General features: G+C 66.9%; 14 protein-coding genes and 2 pseudogenes. 6 read left to right on the top strand and 10 right to left on the bottom strand.

The window, feature by feature from the left end; all coding sequences use genetic code 11:
• The 7 genes from VFT73_RS03335 to VFT73_RS03305 form a co-directional block, all read right to left on the bottom strand.
• On the bottom strand, positions 1-733 hold a 733-nt coding region (locus VFT73_RS03335), incomplete at its 3' end, for a protein-glutamate O-methyltransferase CheR (RefSeq protein WP_326408728.1).
• Positions 730-1,791, bottom strand: a complete 1,062-nt coding sequence (cheB, locus tag VFT73_RS03330; protein ID WP_326408727.1) for a chemotaxis-specific protein-glutamate methyltransferase CheB — start codon at positions 1,789-1,791, stop codon at positions 730-732. The genes VFT73_RS03335 and cheB, both read right to left, overlap by 4 nt.
• Before the next feature lie 48 nt (positions 1,792-1,839).
• The gene (locus tag VFT73_RS03325) at positions 1,840-2,205 is read right to left on the bottom strand and encodes a response regulator (RefSeq protein WP_046347172.1); all 366 of its coding nucleotides are present in this window, start codon (positions 2,203-2,205) and stop codon (positions 1,840-1,842) included.
• Positions 2,206-2,281: 76 nt separating this feature from the next.
• A complete protein-coding gene (locus VFT73_RS03320) occupies positions 2,282-2,716 on the bottom strand; it encodes a chemotaxis protein CheW (RefSeq protein ID WP_326408729.1) in 435 nt (144 codons plus the stop codon).
• Complete coding sequence (locus tag VFT73_RS03315) at positions 2,716-5,055, bottom strand: chemotaxis protein CheA (protein WP_326408726.1); 2,340 nt, start codon at positions 5,053-5,055, stop codon at positions 2,716-2,718. Before VFT73_RS03315 ends, VFT73_RS03320 begins: the two co-directional genes overlap by 1 nt.
• Positions 5,056-5,108: 53 nt before the next feature.
• Positions 5,109-5,753, bottom strand: coding sequence for a histidine phosphotransferase family protein (locus VFT73_RS03310; protein ID WP_326408725.1), 645 nt, complete (start codon positions 5,751-5,753; stop codon positions 5,109-5,111).
• A gap of 45 nt (positions 5,754-5,798) precedes the next feature.
• The gene (locus VFT73_RS03305; protein ID WP_326408724.1) at positions 5,799-6,182 is read right to left on the bottom strand and encodes a M67 family metallopeptidase; all 384 of its coding nucleotides are present in this window, start codon (positions 6,180-6,182) and stop codon (positions 5,799-5,801) included.
• Between the two features lie 18 nt (positions 6,183-6,200).
• On the opposite strand from VFT73_RS03305, the gene VFT73_RS03300 reads away from it, so the two are divergent.
• From VFT73_RS03300 to VFT73_RS03275, 6 genes and pseudogenes are all read left to right on the top strand, one after another.
• On the top strand, positions 6,201-7,154 hold the full coding sequence (locus VFT73_RS03300; RefSeq protein ID WP_326408723.1) for an RluA family pseudouridine synthase: 954 nt from the start codon (positions 6,201-6,203) through the stop codon (positions 7,152-7,154).
• A gap of 64 nt (positions 7,155-7,218) precedes the next feature.
• Positions 7,219-8,124 (top strand): RNA polymerase sigma factor RpoH, encoded by a 906-nt coding sequence (gene rpoH / locus VFT73_RS03295; RefSeq protein ID WP_326408722.1) that lies wholly within the window; start codon positions 7,219-7,221, stop codon positions 8,122-8,124.
• A gap of 216 nt (positions 8,125-8,340) precedes the next feature.
• Positions 8,341-9,615: a M20/M25/M40 family metallo-hydrolase gene (locus VFT73_RS03290; protein WP_326408720.1), complete on the top strand. Its 1,275-nt coding sequence runs from the start codon at positions 8,341-8,343 to the stop codon at positions 9,613-9,615.
• Positions 9,616-9,645: 30 nt separating this feature from the next.
• Positions 9,646-9,951 (top strand): annotated as a pseudogene (locus tag VFT73_RS03285) (TerC family protein); the annotation flags it as partial.
• Between the two features lie 187 nt (positions 9,952-10,138).
• Positions 10,139-10,312, top strand: coding sequence for a DUF465 domain-containing protein (locus VFT73_RS03280; RefSeq protein ID WP_326408719.1), 174 nt, complete (start codon positions 10,139-10,141; stop codon positions 10,310-10,312).
• A gap of 3 nt (positions 10,313-10,315) precedes the next feature.
• Positions 10,316-10,582, top strand: coding sequence for a zf-TFIIB domain-containing protein (locus tag VFT73_RS03275; RefSeq protein ID WP_326408718.1), 267 nt, complete (start codon positions 10,316-10,318; stop codon positions 10,580-10,582).
• Positions 10,583-10,643: 61 nt separating this feature from the next.
• Here the strand turns inward: VFT73_RS03275 and VFT73_RS03270 are convergent, their stop codons facing one another.
• The 3 genes and pseudogenes from VFT73_RS03270 to VFT73_RS03260 all read right to left on the bottom strand — a co-directional run.
• Positions 10,644-11,711 (bottom strand): DNA-directed RNA polymerase subunit alpha, encoded by a 1,068-nt coding sequence (locus VFT73_RS03270; protein ID WP_326408717.1) that lies wholly within the window; start codon positions 11,709-11,711, stop codon positions 10,644-10,646.
• Positions 11,712-11,803: 92 nt separating this feature from the next.
• The gene (rpsK, locus tag VFT73_RS03265; protein ID WP_010545745.1) at positions 11,804-12,193 is read right to left on the bottom strand and encodes a 30S ribosomal protein S11; all 390 of its coding nucleotides are present in this window, start codon (positions 12,191-12,193) and stop codon (positions 11,804-11,806) included.
• 63 nt (positions 12,194-12,256) lie between these two features.
• Positions 12,257-12,352 (bottom strand): annotated as a pseudogene (locus tag VFT73_RS03260) (30S ribosomal protein S13); the annotation flags it as partial.

Here is a 12,352-nt window from a genome sequence, read left to right as displayed (position 1 = left end):
CCCCGAGCATGAGATAACCGTCGGGCGCGAGGCTTGTGGCGAGGCGGTCGAATGCTTCGCGGCGGCGCTCCGCACTGAAATAGAGCAGCACGTTGCGGCACAGGATCAGGTCGAAGCTGCCGGTCTGCGCCATCAGGACATTGTGGCGGCGGAAGCGGAGATAGCGCGCGAGATCGCGCTTCACCCGCCATTCCTCGCCGACCTGATCGAACCATTTGAGCATCGAGGAGACTGGCAGGCCACGCTGGATCTCGAACTGGCTGTAATAGCCGCCGCGCGCCTTTTCGATCGCCGCTTCGGAGACGTCGGTGGCGGTAATGTCGATCGACCAGCCGTCCCATTTCGCGCGGGCATCGGCGAAGATCATCGCCAGCGAATAGGCTTCCTGGCCCGTCGAGCAGCCGGCGCACCAGATGCTGATCCGGCGCGTCGACGCGCGCGCCTGGCGCAGCGCCTCCAATGCGCCGTTGCGCACCAGATCGAACGCCTGGGCATCGCGGAAGAAGAAGGTCTCGTTGTTGAGCAGCGCTTCGACCACTTCGCTCGCGAGCATGACGTCGCGGCCCAGGCTCAGCTCGCCCACCAGTGCATCGAGGTTGGGAATCCCGCGCTCGCGCATCAGCGACTTGAGCACGGTCTCGATCCGCCACAGCCGGTTGGGGCCGATCTGCTGGCCGGTGCGCTGCTCGAGCAGGCCGGCCAGATGGCGGAGCGCGGTCTTGTCCATCGTCATGCGGCGATCCGCTCCCGGCGGGCGAGCAGGTCCGCGAGCTGGAACGGCGGCAGCATGGCGCTGGCAAGGCCCGCCTGCGCGACCGCGCCCGGCATACCCCAGACGACCGAGCTGGCACGGTCCTGGACGAAGATGTCGCTGCCCGCATGGGCCATCCGCTCGGCGCCGCGCAGGCCGTCGCGGCCCATGCCGCTCAGCACGATGCCGACGGCGGTAGCGCCGAACGCCTCGGCCACGCTGGCCAGCATCGGATCGACCGAGGGGAGACAGCCGCTCTCGACCCGCTCGGCGGTGATCCGGACGCGCGGCATGCCGCCGGTCACCTCGACCGACAGGTGCCCGTCACCCGGCGCGATCAGGATACGCCCGCGCGCCAGCGGCATGCCGGCGCGCGCGACCGAGGTCGGCCGGCCGGACATTTCCTGCACCTGGGTCGCGAAGATGTTCATGAAGGAAGGCGGCAGATGCTGCGTGATCAGGATCGGCGCGCCGAATGCGGACGGCAGCGCGCGCAGCAGGTCGGACAAGGCATGAAGGCCGCCGGTCGAGGCGCCGATCGCGACGCAGGCCACACGGCCTTCGTTCATGCCGCGCAGCCGGATCTGCGGCATCGGCTCCTGCGGCCGAGCGCCGCTCGCCTCGCCATCAGGGGCATGGCCGATCCGCACCAGCTTTTCGGCAAGCACCTCGGCAAAGCGGCCGCCAAAGGCGCCGGCGCCCGGCTTGGCAAGCGTGTCGGCGGCACCCAGCGTCATCGCCTGGATCGACGCGGCAGCGCCCTGCTCGGCCGACGAGGAGACGATCAGCACGCGCGCGCCGCGGCTCGCGGCGATCAGCGCCGGCATCGCGCTCAGCCCGTCCTGGCCGGGCATTTCGATATCGAGGATGATGATGTCGACGCGGTCGCGCGCCAGAAAGGCCAATGCCGCCCGCGCGCTCGGCACGGTCGCGGCAAGCTCGAATTCGGGCCGTTCGCCGACCATGCGCGTGAACACCGCACGCGCGACCGCCGAATCGTCGACGATCAGCAGGCGAATGGGTTTGCTATCGGCGGCCACCTGACGGGCGCTCGGCAGGGCGCGGGGCGGCATCGCCGGACGCGTCTCTCAGGCGAGGCCGACGATCTGCAGCTTGCTCGCGATCGTGTCGCGATCGAACGGCTTCATCACATATTCGTCGGCGCCGGCCTCGATCGCCGCCTTGATGTGACCGATACCATTCTCGGTCGTGCAGAACACGACCTTGGGCCGCTTCGGCAGATCGGTCGCCGACAGCGCCTTCAGAAATTCCATCCCGCTCATCACCGGCATGTTCCAGTCGAGCAACACCACGTCGGGCGGAGTCGCCTCGCAATGGGTGAGCGCATCGCGGCCGTCGCCGGCCTCCGCGACCTCGAAGTCGAGCGTTTCGAGGATATGGCGCGCGACTTTCCGGATGACCTTGGAATCGTCGACGACAAGGCAGGTTTTCATAAAGCGTACTCGACCTTTGTTCTATCGTGCCCTGCCCTAACCCCGAGAGAGTAAGGACGGAGTTAAAGATGGCGCCTCACGCCGCCAGCGCTTCGTCCAGGCCGGCGATCAGCCGTTCGGGATCGATCAGCAGCAGCGACTCGCCGTCATATTCGAGCATGCCCGTTGCGATCCGGGCCCAGCCGGGCTCCAGCCGCGCACGGATCGGCTGCGGCGGCTCGTCGATCACGCGCGCGTCCTCGATCGATCCGACGACCAGGCCATAGTGATGGCCGTCGATCTGGATCACCACTGCCCGCCGCGGCCCGCGCGTGGTGGGCGAGAAACCCAGCGAGCATTCGCAGCAGATCACGGTCAGCACCTTGCTGCGCAGCGCCGCGAGCCCGGCGACGTGCAGCGGCGCCAGCGGCACCGGCGCGATCGCACCCAGGTCCACGACCGATTCGACCAGCGACGCGTGGATCGCCACCGGCTGGCCGGCAATCGTCGCGATCAGATACAGATTCTCCATCACGCCCTCCGCTTCGCGACCTGGCTTTCGATCGCGGCGAGCAGGCCCATCCGGTCGTAGCGATAGACGCTGCCGTCGTTCGCGCCGGCCATGTCGGGGCGCAGCCGGATAACCGGGGCCGCGCCGGCGGTCACCGGCTCGCTGCCTGCAATCACCACGTCCGGGGACGCTTCGCCCGCTTCGCCGGCAAAGCCGACCCGATATCCGGCAGCTTCGAGCAGCGGACGCAGGATTTCGCGCGACCAGCGATCCTCCGCATCGGCCAGCAGGCACAAGGGCCGCTCCTCGCGCGCCGGCGCGGCCTCCGCCTGCGCAAAGAGCCAGAACACGTCGATCAGCTCGACCTGCTCGCCCTGCACCAGCGCAACGCCGGCGATCGGCCCTTCGGAGGTCGCGCGGTGCATCGCCGGCGGCAGCTGGACGATATCGATCACATCGTCGATCGCGAAGGCGAGCTCCGACGCGCCGTCGCTCAGCCGCAGCAGCTTGACCATCGCGCCTGCGGGCAGACCCTCTTCGCAGCCGAGCAACGGCAGCAGCCGTCCCTCGACAGTGACACGGAGCCGGCCCGCGGTATCGGCGATGCGATCGGCCGGCACGTCCTCGAGCCGCTCGACCACGCCCAGCCGGATGCCGCGGCGGCGGCCGGCCAGGTCGTGGAACAGCAGCGTCGAAGTCAGCTCCGATCCGGTGTCGACCGCAGCCTCCTGGGTGAGCACGGCAATCGGGTTGGCTTCTTCCGGCTCGATGCCGGCGCGCGCAGCGATGCCGACGGCGTCGAGCATCAGCATCGGCACGCCGCTGTCCGGCAGCGACATGCCGCCATAGACGCCGGCGCCCATCACCGCGGGCGAAGCCGGCTTGATGACCAATTCCTCATGATCGTGCACGGCCTGGACGCAGAGCGCGTAGGAGAGGCCCGCGCCCGCGCTGACGACGACGATCGTGCGGCCGGTCACTTCGCCGACATGGCCGGTGCCGAGCACATGCTCCAGATGCAGCAGCGGCAGGGCGCGGCCGCGGATCGTCGCGATCGTCGCATCGCCGAGGGTGTCGATGCGGATCGATGCGCTCGACACATGCACGATCTCCTCGATCGCGGAGCGCGGAATCGCAAAGCTCTGGCCGCCCGCCGACACGGTCAGCGAAGCGATGATCGTCAGCGTAAGCGGCACGCGGATGACCGTCCGCAGGCCGAAGCCGGGCCGGTTGTCGAGCTCGATCGAGCCGCCGATCCGCTCGATGTTGGACTTGACCACGTCCATGCCGACGCCGCGGCCGGAAATGGCGGAAACCTGTTCGGCAGTGGAAACGCCGGGCGAGAAGATCAGCGCCGCGCGCGCCGCCGGCGGCAATGCGTTCGCCAGTTCCTGCGTGATGACGCCGTTCGCGATCGCCTTTGCGACCAACTTGCCTTCGTCGATGCCATTGCCGTCGTCGGCGATCTCGATGACGATCTGGTTGCCCGACTGGCGCGCGCTGATCGACAGCCGGCCCGCTTCGGGCTTGCCGCGCTTCGTGCGCACCTCGACGCTCTCGATGCCGTGGTCGATCGAGTTGCGGACCATGTGCGTCAGCGGATCGCGCATCAACTCGATCATCTCGCGGTCGAGCTCGACGTCGCTGCCGTCGATGTCGAGATCGACCGCCTTGCCGAGTTCGGCCGAGGTGTCGCGGACCATCCGCGGCAGCGCGGAGAAGAGCTTCTCGATCCGCTGCATGCGGGTGCGGGTGATCGAATCGCGCATGTCGGCCAGGCAGGTCGACAACCGCTCGAACGCGCCGCCGACTTCCTGCTCCGCGCCGACCTCGCGCAGGCGCCGGGCCAGCTCGTTGCGGGCCAGCACCATGTCGGAGACGCCGCTCATCATCCGGTCCAGCAGCTCCAGCGGCACGCGGATGCTGCGCGCCGGCGCCTTGTTCGCGCTTTGGGTGACGTGCGGCGCGGCGCCGGTGACCGGGCACACATTGCTGTCGGCGGAAAGGGCGGCAATCAGCAGGCCGTCGTCGCTGCTCGGCAGCTCCTCCCCGCCTTCAAGCGCTTCGGTCAGCTCGCCGATGCGATCAATGATCGCAAGCACGGCGCTGACCAGCGCGGCGTCGGCCGTGCGCGTGCCCGCGCGTAGCTCGGCGAGCACGTCCTCGGCGGCATGACTGAGCGTCTCGAAGCGCGGCAGGTCGAGAAAGCCGCAGCTTCCCTTTACCGTGTGCACGAAGCGGAAGATCGCATCTAGCCGGCCGCGGTCGCTCGGATCCGCTTCCCACGCGATGATCTCACCGGAGAGCGCATCGAGCGTCTCGCGCGTCTCCGCCAGGAATTCCGCCAGAAGATCGTCCATCGGCCCCACTAACCTCTGCAGGTTCTATGGGGCGCCGACAGTTAAGAGGGGGTTTACCCCGCCCGGAGGATCGCGCCGAACATCACGAACGGGTCTTCGGGCGCCGAGACCTGGATCGTGCCGCCCGCCTGCCGCGCCAACTCGCTCGCGAGCCACGCGGCTGCGGCGCGCGGCGTCACTTCCTCGGCGCTGGTGCGGCCTTCGAGCGCCTGACGAAGCTCCGGATCGAGCACCAGCCGCGGCCCTTCGGCGCGGACCACCATTTCGATGCCGTTCGCGGTCTGCTCGGCGCCGATGTCGAGCCGCCCGCCACGCACCAGCGCGTCGCCGGCGATCAGCGCCAGATTGAGCAGCACCTTGATCGCAGGCTTGCTGAGCGTCGCCGGCTCGACCATCCAGCCGATCTCGATCCGGCCGCCCTCGCCGAACATTCCCTCGATCGCGACCTTCGCCTCGCGGGCATCGACGCTGTCGCCGAAGCCGCCCGCCGCCCCGAATGCGAGGCGAAAGAATTTGAGCTTGTTGGCCGACGCCCGCGCGCTTTCGTTCAGCAGGTCGAGGCAGCGCGCCCGCATCTCCGGGTCATGCTCGTCCGCAAGCAGCTCGAGACCGTTGTTGAGCGCGCCGACCGGACTCAACAGATCATGGCAAAGGCGCGAGCAGAGCAGGCTGGCGAAATCGATGGCGGCAGTGGTCATGGGCCCCTCTAGTGGCGGACGGATTCGTGCGATGCAAGCCGTCGCTCAGTCGATCTCCACTGACGTGAATCCATCCGGCTCCGCTCGCCAACCAGTCACCGCACCACCCGCTACGATCAGCCAGAGCTTGCCGTCCGGTGCTGCCATGGCCTGGTCAGTCGCTGACGGCTCTGCCCGCCCATTCGGATGCGAGTGATAATAGCCGGCGAGCTTCGCCCCCCCTGCCCGCGCCGCCCTGATCGCCGCGAACAGCGTGGCAGGGTCGATCTCGAAGTGCCGCTCCGGATCGTCGGCGACGTTGATTGCCGCCATGGCGGCGTCGACAAGCTCCGCCGTGCCGAACAGCAGGCCGCAAGCTTCGCGCGGTGCGTCCGCGGCCGCATGGGACCGGATCGCATCCAGAACGGTCCTTGAAATTCGCACCTTCATGCCCACATCCGCTACCGGATGAACCGGGGGGTTTCCATTCTCGACGCGACGATCGGAGCCGAAGCGGAAGGCTGGCGGCTCGACCGCGCGCTCGCCGCGGCGCTGCCGACCCTGTCGCGCGAACGGATCAAGGCCCTGATCTCGTCAGGGCAGGTGCGACGCGCCGACGGCGTCCAACCGCGTGATCCGGCCCTGAAGACCCGCGCGGGCGAAAGCTTTGCCGTGGAGGTGCCCGAACCGCGGCCCGCGCACAACGAACCGCAGGATCTGGGGCTCGCCGTCGTGTTCGAAGACGAGCATCTGATCGTGATCGACAAGCCGGCTGGCATGGTCGTCCACCCGGCCGCGGGCAATCCGGACGGCACGCTCGTCAACGCGCTGCTCCACCACTGCGCCGGCAACCTGTCCGGCATCGGCGGCGTCGCGCGGCCGGGGATCGTCCACCGGATCGACAAGGATACGTCCGGGCTGCTGGTCGCCGCCAAGACAGACCGCGCGCATGAGGGGCTGGCGAAGCAGTTCGCCGCGCACTCGATCGATCGCCGCTACAAGGCGATCGTCGCCGGGCTGCCAAAGCGCTCGGGCACGGTCGACGCCAACCTGGCACGCTCCGACGCGAACAGGAAGAAGGTCGCGGTCGTGAACGAAGGCCGTGGCAAACATGCGGTGACGCATTGGCGGCTGGAGCAGGCACTTCGCGAATCGGCCTTGGTCGAATGCCGGCTGGAGACGGGCCGCACGCACCAGGTACGCGTCCACATGGCGTCGATCGGCCATCCGTTGCTCGGCGACCCGGTCTATGGCCGCAGCCGCCCGGCGACGCGCGAGCTGTTGAAACGACTGAATTTCGAACGACAGGCCCTGCATGCTGCGCGCCTGGGCTTCACTCATCCGGTGACAAGCCACGCTTTAGCGTTTGACAGCCCGATGCCGGCTGACATGCAGGAACTGTTAAGGGCATTGTCCGTATAGATTTGTTAAGCTTTTGCCGCAGCCCGGCTATGGGCGCGGCGGTTCGCAGGGAGAAGACAAGATCATGGCCAACGGCAACAACGTCCCCGCGACGATTCCCGCGCTGGGCGGCGAGGCCAGCCTCAACCGCTATCTTTCGGAAATCAGGAAATTCCCGATCCTGACGCCCGAACAGGAATTCATGCTCGCCAAGCGCTATCAGGAGCATCAGGACCCTGAAGCCGCCGCGCAGCTCGTGACCTCGCACCTCCGCCTCGTCGCGAAGATCGCGATGGGCTATCGCGGCTATGGCCTGCCCGTCACCGAGCTGATCTCCGAAGGCAATATCGGCCTGATGCAGGGCGTGAAGAAATTCGAGCCCGATCGCGGCTTCCGCCTCGCCACCTATGCGATGTGGTGGATCCGCGCCTCGATCCAGGAATTCATCCTGCGCAGCTGGAGCCTGGTGAAGATGGGCACCACGGCGGCGCAGAAGAAATTGTTCTTCAATCTCCGCCGGATGAAGAACCGGATCGACGCGTTCGAGGACGGCGACCTGAAGCCCGAGGATGTGACCAAGATCGCGACCGATCTTGGTGTGACCGAGGCGGACGTCGTCAGCATGAACCGGCGCATGGCGATGGGCGGCGACACGTCGCTGAACGTCACGATGCGCGACGACAGCGAGAGCCAGTGGCAGGACATGCTGGCCGACACCGATCCGCTGCAGGACGAACTGCTCGCCGAAAGCGAGGAAAAGGAAGTCCGCCACGAGCTGCTGCTCGAGGCAATGGACGACCTGAACGATCGCGAGAAGCACATCCTGACCGAACGCCGCCTGGCCGAAGAGCCGAAGACGCTGGAGGAACTGAGCCAGGTCTATGGCGTCAGCCGCGAACGCGTCCGGCAGATCGAAGTCCGCGCGTTCGAAAAGCTGCAGCGCGCCATGCTGCGGCTGGCCGGCGACCGCCGCCTGCTGGCAATGGCTTAGGGTCGGTCAAGGCTCACTTCGGATCGCAATATCTCGCTCGTCCCGAGCGAAGTCGAGGGGCGCTGCTCGGAGCCAACGCCCCTCGACTTCGCGCTACGCGCTCCGCTCGGGACGAGCGATACAATCGAATGAAGTTAAACCACCTGGAGTGCGCTTGAATCCCGCGCCACCGCGCCGCTAGGAAGGGGGCCCCTCCTCCTTCCGAAGCGGAAATCCATGTTCAAAGCCTTCACGTTTGCCGCCTTTCTGCTCGCCGGCTGCGCCGCGCAGGCGTCCGCCGCCACCGACGTCGCCAAGGTGATCGCCAGCCCTGCCTACAAGAAGGCAGTCTCGGTGCTCGACAGCCAGCACGACAAGATCGTGCAGGATATCGTGACGCTCACCGAAATCCCGGCGCCGCCGTTCAAGGAGAAGGCGCGCGGCGAGGCGTATCTGGAAATGCTGCGGGCGGCCGGCCTCACCGACGTGGAGATGGACCCGGAAGGCAATGTGATGGGCCTGCGCCGCGGCACCAGACCGGCCGGCGGGCCGCTGATCGTGATCGCCGCGCATCTCGACACCGTCTTCCCTGAGGGCACGCCGGTGAAGGTTCGCCGCGAGGGGACGAAGCTGTTTGCGCCGGGCGTGGGCGACGACACGCGCAGCCTGGCCGTGCTGCTCGGCTATGTCCGCGCGATGAATGCGGCCGGCGTGAAGACGAAGCACGACATCCTGTTCGTCGGCAATGTCGGCGAGGAAGGGCCGGGCGACCTGCGCGGCACCCGCTATCTGTTCAACAAGGGCAAGTACAAGGACCGGATCAAGGCCTTCTTCTCGATGGACGGCACGGACGGCAGCCGCGTCGTCAACGGCGGGGTCGGTTCCAAGCGCTACCGCGTCACCTTCACCGGTCCGGGCGGCCACAGCTATGGCGCATTCGGGCTGGTCAACCCCATGGCGGCGATGAGCCAGGCCGTCGTCGACCTCTATAAGGTCGAGGTGCCGAAGCATCCCAAGACCACCTATTCGGCGAGCGTCACGGGGGGCGGCACCTCGGTCAACTCGATTCCGAACAAGGTGTTCATGGAATTCGACCTGCGCTCCGCCAGCGCCGAGGAGCTCGCCAGCCTCGAACAGCGGTTCCTGGGCATCGTGTCGGCCGCGGTCGAAGGCGAGAACGGCGCGCGCTCGACGCGCGAGGGGCCGGTCAAGGCCGACCTGAAAGTGATCGGCGATCGGCCCGCCGGCACCACGCCCGCCGATTCGGAGCTGGTTCGCACAGCGCAGGCGGCGATCAGGGCGCAAGGCCTGACGCCGCACCTCGGCACCTCGTCGACGGACGCCAACGTGCCGATGCATCTCGGTATCCCCGGGATCACGATCGGCTCCGGCGGCAGCGGCGGCCGCGCCCATGCGCTCGACGAATGGATCGACGTGGATAAGGACGCGAGCCTGAAGGGCATGCTCCCCGGCCTGACGATGCTGCTCGCGATGGCGGAATTGGAGAAATAGGCCGGGCGGCCCGCGCTTGAATCGGTGGTTCTCCTGACGGCGTTGGGCATGACCGAACATCTTGCCGTCATGGTCATCGCAGTCGTGTGCGCCGTACTGGTGATGCTGTTCGCCGCCGATCCGATGGCGAATTTCATCAGCCGCAATCCGACCGTCGTCATGCTGGCGCTCGGCTTCCTGCTGATGATCGGTGCCGTGCTCATCGCCGACGGCTTCGGCGTCCATGTGCCGAAGGGCTATATCTACACCGCGATGGCCTTTTCCGCCGCCGTCGAGGCATTGAACATCTGGTCGCGAAACAGGCGGAACGCGTCGGCTGGAGACGACGCGGCATAGGCCGGCCGGGTTGAATCCCCGCGGCTGGCCCTTAGATTGACTGTGCGGACCGGGCCCCTCTGGCGGCCGTTCCATGAACGACCGTGATGTCGGACCGCATCGGGATTGCTCTCGGTGCAGGTTCTGACCTTTCGGCCCTCCTGCATCACAGTCCTCCCGATCCATCATCAGCGATTGGATAGAGGCTATGAACGCATTGATTTACCGACTGACCGTCATCCACCGGAAGCTCGACGACGAGATCCGGCGCGAGCTCAAGCGGCGTTTCCCTGACAGTATCCGGCTGCTGCGGCTGAAGAAGCTGCGGCTCGCCATCAAGGACCGGCTGCACAGCCGCCAACTGCGCGTCGGGAGGGCGTAAGCGATGCGGACGCAGCAAGAGATGGCCTCGATGACGTGCCCGGTCGACGGAACCGTGCTGGTCATGTCCGACCGGCAGGGGATCGAGATCGACTATTGCCCCACCTGCCGCGGCGTCTGGCTGGATCGCGGCGAGCTCGACAAGATCATCGAGCGCAGCGCGCCGGCCGCGCCGGCATCCTTCACGGAAGCCCCGCGCTACGACCGAGGCGACTATCGCGACAAGCGGCACTACATGCGAAAGTCGTTCCTGTCGGAGCTCTTCGACTGAGAGCCAAATAGAAAGGCCGCCCCACGGGCGGCCTTTCGTTACTTCATAAGCACCATGGGCGTCAGCCCATGATGTCCTGTTCCAGCTTCTTCGCCATTTCCTCGATGTTCTCGGGCGGCCAGCCTGGGATTTCCATGCCCAGGCGAAGGCCCATCGAGGACAGGACTTCCTTGATCTCATTGAGGCTCTTGCGGCCGAAATTCGGCGTGCGGAGCATCTCTGCCTCGGTCTTCTGCACGAGATCGCCGATATAGATGATGTTGTCGTTCTTCAGGCAGTTGGCGCTGCGCACCGACAGCTCCAGCTCGTCGACCTTCTTCAGCAGATAGCGGTTGAGCTGGTTCGAGTCGGTCTCGGCCTCCATCGGCGCCATCGCACCGCCCATCATGCCGCCGCCCGGCTGGGCGACCGGCATGCCTTCGTCGAAGTGGACGAACAGCTGCAACTGGTCCTGGAGGATGCGCGCGGCATAGGCGAGCGCGTCGTCCGGGGTGATCGTGCCGTCGGTCTCGACGGTGATCGTCAGCTTGTCATAATCCAGTTCCTGGCCGACGCGGGTGTTTTCCACCTTGTAGGCGACCTGACGGACCGGCGAGTACAGCGCGTCCACGGGGATCAGGCCGATCGGCGCATCGGCCGGGCGGTTGTTCGCCGCCGGCACATAGCCCTTCCCGACTTCGGCGGTCAGTTCCATGTTGAGCGTGCCGCCCTCGTCCAGGTGGCAGATCACCAGATCGGGGTTCATCACCTCGATGTCGCCCGAGACGTTGATCATGCCCGCCGTGACTTCGGTCGGACCGGTCGCGGAGAGCTGCAGGCGCTTGGCGCCCTCGCCCTGCATCTTCAGCGCGATCTGCTTCACGTTCAGCACGATGTCGGTCACGTCTTCCCGCACGCCGGCGAGCGACGAGAATTCGTGCAGCACGTTCTCGATCTTGATCGAGGTCACTGCCGCGCCCTGCAGCGAGGACAGCAAAACGCGCCTCAGCGCGTTGCCGAGCGTCAGGCCGAAGCCGCGCTCCAGCGGTTCGGCAACGAAGTTGCCCTTCCGCTTGGTGTCGCCGCCCGGCTTCTTTTCGAGAGCCGTCGGCTTTTTAAGTTCCTGCCAGTTCTTTGCGTTGACAGCCACTGTGTTCCCCTCGGGGTAGGGCGGAAGGGTGCACACCTTCCGCCGGGTAAAGCGGCGCGGGGCCGGAGGTTCCGGCTCCGCGCGAAAAACGATCAGACGCGGCGGCGCTTCGACGGACGAACGCCGTTGTGCGGGATCGGCGTCACGTCGCGGATCGAGGTGATCTGGAAACCGACCGCCTGCAGCGCACGCAGCGCCGACTCGCGGCCCGAACCCGGGCCCTTCACTTCGACTTCGAGCGTGCGGACGCCGTGCTCGGCGGCCTTTCGGCCCGCGTCCTCGGCGGCGACCTGGGCGGCATAGGGCGTCGACTTGCGGCTGCCCTTGAAGCCCATCATGCCGGCCGAAGACCAGCTGATCGCATTGCCCTGCGCGTCGGTGATGGTGATCATCGTGTTGTTGAAGCTGGCGTTCACATGCGCGACGCCGGCGGTGATGTTCTTGCGTTCGCGGCGGCGGATACGCTGCGGTTCACGTGCCATTTCGTTCTGACCTTTTCTTCAAGGACCAGGAGCGGCGCCGGACGGGCCGCTCGACCGGCCTGATTACTTCTTCTTGCCGGCGATCGGCTTCGCCTTCCCCTTGCGGGTGCGGGCGTTGGTGTGGGTGCGCTGGCCGCGGACCGGAAGGCCCTTGCGGTG

Origin of the sequence: Sphingomonas sp. (genome assembly GCF_035758555.1) — a bacterium.
GTDB lineage: Bacteria > Pseudomonadota > Alphaproteobacteria > Sphingomonadales > Sphingomonadaceae > Sphingomonas_B.
Note: the sequence above shows the minus strand (reverse complement) of the source record. Positions and strands in the feature narration are given on the sequence as shown.

Coding starts and splice junctions, on each gene's coding strand:
- VFT73_RS03325 (WP_046347172.1), bottom strand. CDS start 2,205: ATGAAAACCTGCCTTGTCGTCGACGATTCCAAGGTCATCCGGAAAGTC.
- VFT73_RS03320 (WP_326408729.1), bottom strand. CDS start 2,716: ATGGAGAATCTGTATCTGATCGCGACGATTGCCGGCCAGCCGGTGGCG.
- VFT73_RS03315 (WP_326408726.1), bottom strand. CDS start 5,055: ATGGACGATCTTCTGGCGGAATTCCTGGCGGAGACGCGCGAGACGCTC.
- VFT73_RS03310 (WP_326408725.1), bottom strand. CDS start 5,753: ATGACCACTGCCGCCATCGATTTCGCCAGCCTGCTCTGCTCGCGCCTT.
- VFT73_RS03305 (WP_326408724.1), bottom strand. CDS start 6,182: ATGAAGGTGCGAATTTCAAGGACCGTTCTGGATGCGATCCGGTCCCAT.
- VFT73_RS03300 (WP_326408723.1), top strand. CDS start 6,201: ATGAACCGGGGGGTTTCCATTCTCGACGCGACGATCGGAGCCGAAGCG.
- rpoH (WP_326408722.1), top strand. CDS start 7,219: ATGGCCAACGGCAACAACGTCCCCGCGACGATTCCCGCGCTGGGCGGC.
- VFT73_RS03290 (WP_326408720.1), top strand. CDS start 8,341: ATGTTCAAAGCCTTCACGTTTGCCGCCTTTCTGCTCGCCGGCTGCGCC.
- VFT73_RS03280 (WP_326408719.1), top strand. CDS start 10,139: ATGAACGCATTGATTTACCGACTGACCGTCATCCACCGGAAGCTCGAC.
- VFT73_RS03275 (WP_326408718.1), top strand. CDS start 10,316: ATGCGGACGCAGCAAGAGATGGCCTCGATGACGTGCCCGGTCGACGGA.
- rpsK (WP_010545745.1), bottom strand. CDS start 12,193: ATGGCACGTGAACCGCAGCGTATCCGCCGCCGCGAACGCAAGAACATC.